Here is a 6851-nt window from a genome sequence, read left to right on the forward strand (position 1 = left end):
CGCTGGTGGCGGCGGTGGTCAGCTGGCCGCGGCCGGTGGTGGTGCGTGCGTCGCGGTGAAGAGTCGGTCGAACGCGGTCTGCCAGGGCCAGACGTCCGGCAGGTGCAGGATGATGCGGCGCGCCGTCCGCGCCAGTCGTGCCGGCACTGAGACGAGGGTGCGGCGAATCGTCGCGGTCGTTGCCCGGGCGAGCCGCCCGCCTCGGTCGGCGATGAGTCCAGCGGTGCGGGTGAGGTTGAATGCGATCACGGCGAGGACGAGCCATGCGCTGTTCGCGGTGAACACTCCCGAGGGCAGGTGAGCGAGCGGGCCCGCCTTCAGGTCCGCGTGAACTTGCTCGATGATCGCGTGCCCGCGGTGGGTCTTGTCCGCCGCGACGGTTCCCATCGTCTGCTTGTCGGTGGTGGTGAAGAACGCGTGGTGCCGGTAGATGTCGAACAGCGTCGGCTGCTCGACCTGCTTGGGGTTCAGGTCCGGGATCCGCCGCACCACCAGTCGCCCTTCAACCCGTTCGGCGATCTTCCGGGAACGGAACGCTGTGAAGGGCACCTCGGCGACCTCTGCCTTCGAGATCCACCGGCCCGTGACCTCGTCACGGATCGCGTTCGGGTACTCGATCGTCTCCCACCCGTCCTCGGGGATCGTCGCGATCGCCGTCTTCACCGCGGGGTCCATCCGAACGGTGACGGACACGTCCGCGCCGGCCTTGATCGCCGTGCCGATGGTGGCGTGTCCGTAGAAAGCGGAGTCCGCCCGCAGCAACGGCCGAACACTGCTGCCCAGGTCCATGCGGCGAAGCGTGGCGAGGGTGTCGGCGACGATCCTGGCCGCGCCTTTCGGGGAACCGGTCTTCCCCTGCCGCAGCCGCTGCCCCACGATCACCGGCGCCGACTGCGATGTCGACGCCGTGGCGAACAGGGCGTTCAGGCCGCGGACGCCGGAGTACCCGAACGACGCGCCCTGCTTCTGGTATCCGTGGACCTCGATGATCGTGTCGTCCAGATCCACCATCACCCGCTCGTCGTTCGACGCCCGCAGCAGCGGCGCGGATTGCGCGACGTTCACCAGGGTCCGTGAGGCGACGGCGTCGAGCTGGCGGACGTGCCCGAACCGGAACTCCCGCAGGAACGAGCCCAGCGTCGACGGCGCATACGTCCGATCGAACAACCGGCCCATCCCGCCATGACGCAGCAGATTCATGTCGTCGATCGAGTCCGCCCCGGCGAGCATCCCCGCCACCAGCGCCATCACCTTGCCGCCCGCGTTCGCACCCTTATCCGACGGGACCGTCAACCGGACCTGCGCGAGCTGATCGAGCCCCGCAGAACGGGCAAGACGGAGCATCGGGACCAGCCCTGCGGCCGACACAAGATTCGGATCATCGAACTTCGCTGACACCGCAGCGGGAGCATGCTTGAATTGCACCTACGAGATGCCTCTCAGACTCGGGAAATAGGATCTTAGACAAGCTCTATTCTTCCTGGTCAGAGGGGCATTTCTGCGTTACGACGCCAACTCAGCAAGCCTCCCCATCGGTGGATCGAGGCTAAGGCGGCGTTGTCGGGCGGTTCGGTCACGGTAGACCTCGCCAGCATCCCCGCGGGGTCTGGCGCGATCGGTTGGCCGCTGCGCAGTATCTCGAACATCAGCGACCGCTTCGGCGCGCGCGGCGGGTCGCACAAGGGCGTCGACATGCTCGCCCCCGCCATGTCTCCCGTCTACGCGTCGGCGGATGGTGTGGTCAGTCAGTCGACCGAGGGTGGCAGCGGTGGGTACGGCGCGTACATCCGCATCGAGCATGTGATCGACGGCGTGCGCGTCAGCACCCTGTATGCGCACCTCTCATACGGCACCCGCACGGTCGAGGCTGGCCAGACGGTCTCGCGGGGGCAGGTCATCGGGGGAGTGGGCCGCACCGGGTATGCGACGGCGAACCACGTGCACTTCGAGGTGTTCGTGAACAACGCCAAGGTCGACCCGATGCCGCACCTCGGCCCCTACGGCACCTGAGCCTCCGGTCATTGAGCGAGGCCCGCAGGGCCGAGACGAAATGACGCGCCGACACCTTCGCCATCGTGAATCTCGCACCCCGAATCGTGGGGTAATCTGACCCCGAACGCTTGCTCGAGCGATGGGAAATGCCGATGGATATCACGCCTCGCATCCGAACCCGGAATGCGCACGGTCGTTACGTCCTTCGTCATCGTGCGGACGGATGCCACGGCACGACCGTGGCCACAAGGCGCTGCCCCTAGGGGCGGCGCCTTTTTTCGTCCTCGCAGCCTGTCGCGCCCGCGGGCGTCGCTGTATCGAATACCGCTGAAGCCGTCACGGGCTATTCGAGAGGACACCCGATGCGCACTCTGGTGCTGAACGCAGGATACGAACCGCTGGCCGTCGTGTCGTTCAAGCGAGCCGTCGTGCTCGTGATGAACGCGAAGGCGACGGTGATCGAGCGCGTGGAGGGCGATCCGGTGTGGAGCGCGAGCGGCGCCGTCGACCGTCCGGCGGTGATCCTGCTCACGCGCTACGTCCGCGTGCCGCAGTCGCGTCGCGTGCCGGTGACCCGCCGGGGTGTGCTGCGTCGCGACGGCAACCGCTGCGCGTACTGCGGCAAGGGTGCGACGACAATCGATCACGTGATGCCGCGGTCGCGCGGGGGAGCGGATTCGTGGGAGAACCTCGTGGCCTGCTGCTTGCGGTGCAACAACCTCAAGGGCGATCGGACCCCCGCCGAGATGCGCTGGGATCTGCGGTACATGCCGCGGCCCCCGCACGGGACGCAGTGGACGGTGCGTGGCACGGAGCGTGCGGATCCGCGGTGGGAGCCGTACCTCGAGCTTGCGGCGTAGCCCCGGTCGCTGAGCCTGTCGAAGCGACCAGCCCTGCCCGCCTCGGTCCCTGAGCTCGTCGAAGGGACCAGCTGTGTACATCCGGACCCTGAGCTTGTCGAAGGGACCCGCCCGCCTCGCTCGGTAGACTTGGACGCCTAGCCTCTGTAGCTCAATGGAAGAGCAGTTCCGTCCTAAGGAAAGGGTTGGGGGTTCGAGTCCCTCCAGGGGCACAGTCTGTTTTTCGCTCTGACCAGGTGTTTCTCCAATAAAAATCTCGCAAAATCTCGTTTTTGCCCGCTTTTTGCCCGCATTCTGAAAATTCTGAGGGCAGATTCGGGGCAAGAACGAGGCCCTTCACGGCGCTTCGTTAGGCGTCTCAGAACGCCAAAATCGAGCGCTTCGGGCGTCAGTAGCCTCGTCGAAAAACTGAGCAATCTGCTCTCTAGCGTTTCGACGGCCGGGCGTAGCGAGTCTGCGGACCCGACGGCAGCGCCACGAGCGGCATGGCTGCATTGAGTCGCGTCGCGACCTCGTCCAGGTCGTCCTCAAACAGATCGGCGTAGGTGTCGAGCGTCATCGCCGCCGACGCGTGCCCGAGCATCCGCTGCACGGCCTTCACGTTGGCGCCCGAACTGATCGCGAGCGACGCAGCGGTGTGACGGAGGTCGTGAGGGGTTACACGTGGAATGGAGGGGTCGAACGCTTGCGCACGTCTCACCGCGTTCGCGAACCAGCCCTGGCTACCTGAGTTGCGCATGTGATTGACCCCGTCGCCGAACAGCAGGCCCTCGGGTCCCTTGCCGGCGCACGCTTGCTCGATCATCGGAGCGAGACGCTCGGGGTAGGGGACGGAGCGCTTCTCGTGTGTCTTGGGTGTGCCGACGTGGATCTCGTAGGCAATCATCACCGCGTTCTCTTCGATGACGAATCGCTTGCGCAGGCGGTTCACGCTGCGCACTCGCAGCCCCGTCGCCTCACCCCAGCGCAGGCCCGTGTACGCCAGCGTCAAAACGAGTGTCGGATGCGCTGAGGATGCCGCGAGCGTCGCCACCTGGTCGTGCGTGAGGTAGACGCGACGCTTGCCCGGTCCGTTCCGAGGGAGGCTGCGCACATGTCGCGCCGGGTTGCTTGTGAGGCGACGATCGTCGATCGCGACATCGAGAATGCCGGCGAGCACTCCTAGGGCGCGAAGAACAACCGTCCGCGACTTCTGCGATGCGAGGTTGGACACCCAGTCCTGCACTTCGGAGCGCCGGATCGACCAAATCTCTCGGTCGGCCCAGACCGGCGCGACATGGTTGTTCCACGCCCGCTCGAGTGTCATGTAGTACGAAGGCTTCGACATCGGCGGCTGCTTGGATCGCAGCCAGCTGTCCGCGAACATCCGGACCGGAACCCGGGACGATGACGGATCGATGTACTCGCCCTTCGACTTCGACACCGTGACCATCGAGAGGTACAGCTTCGCCTCGCGCATCGTCGCGAAGCCACGCTTCTCTGCCTCCGTGCGATCAGGCTTGCGATAGCGCACACGATAACGGCGGCCCTTCGCCGATTCGTATGGGGTGATGTTGCCCATTCCGACCTCCGCTCATTGCCGTTTCGATGGTCAGTATCGGCCCAGTTTCGGACAGCGGCCGGTCGCCGTCAACGCGGCTGATGACATGTGTGGATAGATGAAGGAGAAGGGCGTCAACTGGTTGTGGGGAGTGGGGCGCCCTCCGACGCCGAGAGTGTAGCGATCGGTCGCGTCTCCGTTCTCACCGCTCACTCCTTGCAGACTGCGCGCTGGCGCGCTCCGCTTTGCAGCCGTGCGACGCCGAGCACTGCGTCGCGCACGATCGCTGAGGCGCCTGATCGTCGGATGGAGCGCCGTGAGCGCGGAGAGACTGTGGCGCCGGTTGACTCCTGAGTGGAAGCAACAGAGGTGTACGAGCATGCGCCGCTAGATTCGAAGTACCCATGGCTGTAGCCACGGCCGCATCACATCGGTAGGCCGCATCGCGCGAGGAGAATCACGAGTCAATGACGCCGACCACCAAAGAAGGACAGCGCGCTGAGCTGCATAAGACAATCTGGCGCATCGCCAATGATCTGCGCGGGTCGATCGACGGGTGGGACTTCAAGAGCTACGTGCTCGGCATGCTGTTCTATCGGTTCATCTCGGAGAATCTGACGACGTATATCAATAAGGGCGAGCACGAGGCAGGTGAGACCAGCTTCGACTATGCGGCACTTCCTGACTCGCAGGCTGAGTTCGGGCGCAGGGAGACCGTTGCCGAGAAGGGCTTCTATGTTCTCCCGTCGGAGTTGTTTCAGAACGTCCGCAACCGCGCTTCGAATGACCCCGATTTGAACGAGACGCTTGAGCGGGTCTTCAAGAACATCGAAGGCTCCGCTGTCGGCACCGACAGCGAGGACGACCTGAAGGGGCTGTTCGACGACCTCGACATCAACAGCTCGAAGCTCGGAAACACCGTCGCAAAACGCAACGAGAAGCTCGTGAAGCTGCTCAACGCCATCGGCGACCTGCCGCTCGGCAATTTTGAGGATAACTCGATCGACCTTTTTGGCGACGCCTACGAGTACCTCATGCAGATGTATGCCTCACAAGCAGGCAAGTCCGGTGGGGAGTACTACACGCCGCAGGAAGTCTCAGAGGTTCTCGCTCGCATCACCGTGATGGGCAAGAAGCGGGTCAACAAGGTCTACGACCCGGCCGCGGGTTCTGGATCGCTCCTGCTCAAGTTCGCGAAGGTCCTCGGCAAGGTGAAGCGCTCCAGGTTTTGTGCCGCTCCTATGCGGGTTGCGGCTCTCGGTTGAGGGTCGCGTAATGGGCTTGCTCGAACTCGGCGGGTGGGACGTAGCCGAGGCTCGAGTGAAGCCTACGAGTGTTGTACCAGTTGACCCAGCCGGCGGTCGCGAATTCGACGTCTGCGATGGTCCGATACGGCCCGTCGTGGAACACGGTCGTGCGGATGCACTCGGCCTTGTAGAGCCCGTTGATCGTCTCCATCAGCGCGTTATCGAACGCGTCGCCGACGGACCCGATCGAGGGTGCGATGCCATCGAGCGCCAGCTTCTCGGTGTAGGCCAGCGAGACGTATTGAGACCCGGCGTCCGAATGTGCCCGCAGCTGCTCGGGCTGGACCGGGTGCCCATCACGCGCTCGTTCCCAGAGGGCCATGCGCAGCGGGATCATCACCAGCTCGACGTGCTTGGTGGTCTGTGCGTGCCAGGCCACGATGCGTTGCGAGTAGACATCGACGATGAAGGCGACGTAGACCCAGCCCGCCCAGGTGCGGCAATAGGTGAAGTCCATCACCCAGGTGTGATCCGGCCGGGGCGCGGTGAAGTCGCGGTTCAGCAGGTCGCCGGCACGGACCCCGTCCTTGGCGGGGATCGTAGTGCGGGTGCCCTTGTCGCGACGGATTCCCGACAGCCCGAGCGAGCGCATGGCCCGGTCGACCGCGCCTCGCGACGCGCCGGGGATCGACGTGCGGCGGATCAGCGCGGTCATCTTCCGCCGCCCGTAGAGGCCCTCGGGAGTCAGCACGCGACGCATCGTCCCGTTGCGTTCGACAATGGTCCATGCCGCGGCGCGGACAGCGTCCTGGACCTGCGCGTCCGTGATCGTCCGCACTGCGACGATGCCTTGCCGGTGGGCTCGGTAGGTGCGCGCGGCGATCTTCACGCCCTGCGCTTGCAGGACCCGGATGATCGACTCGACCGCGTGACCTTCGGCTCTCATCGTGTCAATGAAGCCCAGCATCAACGGTTGCGGGGGTCGAGTTCCCCCGCGAAGAAAGTCGTCGCAGCTCTCAGGATCGCGACATCCTCCCGCAGACGACTGTTCTCGGCCTTGAGCCGCTTGATCTCGGCATGCTCGACGCTGGTGATCCCGTCGCGGGTGCCGTCGTCGATATCGGCTTGCAGCACCCACCGGCGCACCGACTCGTGGCCCACGCCGACCTGGCGGGCAACGGCCGCTGACGCGGCCGTCAACGAGGGATACTC

5 protein-coding genes, 1 tRNA gene and 1 pseudogene are annotated in these 6851 nt (G+C 65.1%); 4 read left to right on the plus strand and 3 right to left on the minus strand.

Annotated elements, in window-relative coordinates:
* Window positions 1–18: 18 nt before the first annotated feature.
* Window positions 19–1425 carry an IS1380 family transposase gene (locus CGU34_RS05155; protein ID WP_100810554.1) on the minus strand — a complete coding sequence of 469 codons (1407 nt, stop codon included), beginning with the start codon at window positions 1423–1425 and terminating at the stop codon, window positions 19–21.
* Between the two features lie 132 nt (window positions 1426–1557).
* Here CGU34_RS05155 and CGU34_RS05160 point away from each other — a divergent pair, with 132 nt between their 5' ends.
* From CGU34_RS05160 to CGU34_RS05170, 3 genes are all read left to right on the plus strand, one after another.
* On the plus strand, window positions 1558–2010 hold the full coding sequence (locus tag CGU34_RS05160; RefSeq protein WP_100813487.1) for a M23 family metallopeptidase: 453 nt from the start codon (window positions 1558–1560) through the stop codon (window positions 2008–2010).
* A 344-nt stretch (window positions 2011–2354) separates the two neighbouring features.
* The gene (locus CGU34_RS05165) at window positions 2355–2852 is read left to right on the plus strand and encodes an HNH endonuclease (RefSeq protein ID WP_100813488.1); all 498 of its coding nucleotides are present in this window, start codon (window positions 2355–2357) and stop codon (window positions 2850–2852) included.
* A 140-nt stretch (window positions 2853–2992) separates the two neighbouring features.
* Window positions 2993–3064: transfer RNA gene (locus CGU34_RS05170), tRNA-Arg, on the plus strand.
* Window positions 3065–3276: 212 nt separating this feature from the next.
* On the opposite strand, the gene CGU34_RS05175 is transcribed toward CGU34_RS05170, so the two are convergent.
* A complete protein-coding gene (locus CGU34_RS05175) occupies window positions 3277–4413 on the minus strand; it encodes a site-specific integrase (RefSeq protein ID WP_100813489.1) in 1137 nt (378 codons plus the stop codon).
* A 446-nt stretch (window positions 4414–4859) separates the two neighbouring features.
* Here CGU34_RS05175 and CGU34_RS05180 point away from each other — a divergent pair.
* Window positions 4860–5603, plus strand: a pseudogene (locus CGU34_RS05180) (type I restriction-modification system subunit M); the annotation flags it as partial.
* Window positions 5604–5631: 28 nt separating this feature from the next.
* Here the strand turns inward: CGU34_RS05180 and CGU34_RS05185 are convergent.
* Window positions 5632–6851 (minus strand): IS3 family transposase gene (locus tag CGU34_RS05185; protein ID WP_100813494.1). Its coding sequence is split into 2 segments (ribosomal slippage), with 1221 coding nucleotides annotated over them: window positions 5632–6644 and window positions 6644–6851; the frame shifts between segments, so codons are not numbered across the junction. This gene is flagged as partial in the annotation.

Origin of the sequence: Microbacterium lacus (assembly GCF_002812805.1) — a bacterium.
Lineage (GTDB): Bacteria > Actinomycetota > Actinomycetes > Actinomycetales > Microbacteriaceae > Microbacterium > Microbacterium lacus_A.

Bases quoted from the DNA above. Each gene is read 5' to 3' on its own strand.
- CGU34_RS05165 (WP_100813488.1), top strand. From the start codon at position 2,355: ATGCGCACTCTGGTGCTGAACGCAGGATACGAACCGCTGGCCGTCGTG.
- CGU34_RS05175 (WP_100813489.1), bottom strand. From the start codon at position 4,413: ATGGGCAACATCACCCCATACGAATCGGCGAAGGGCCGCCGTTATCGT.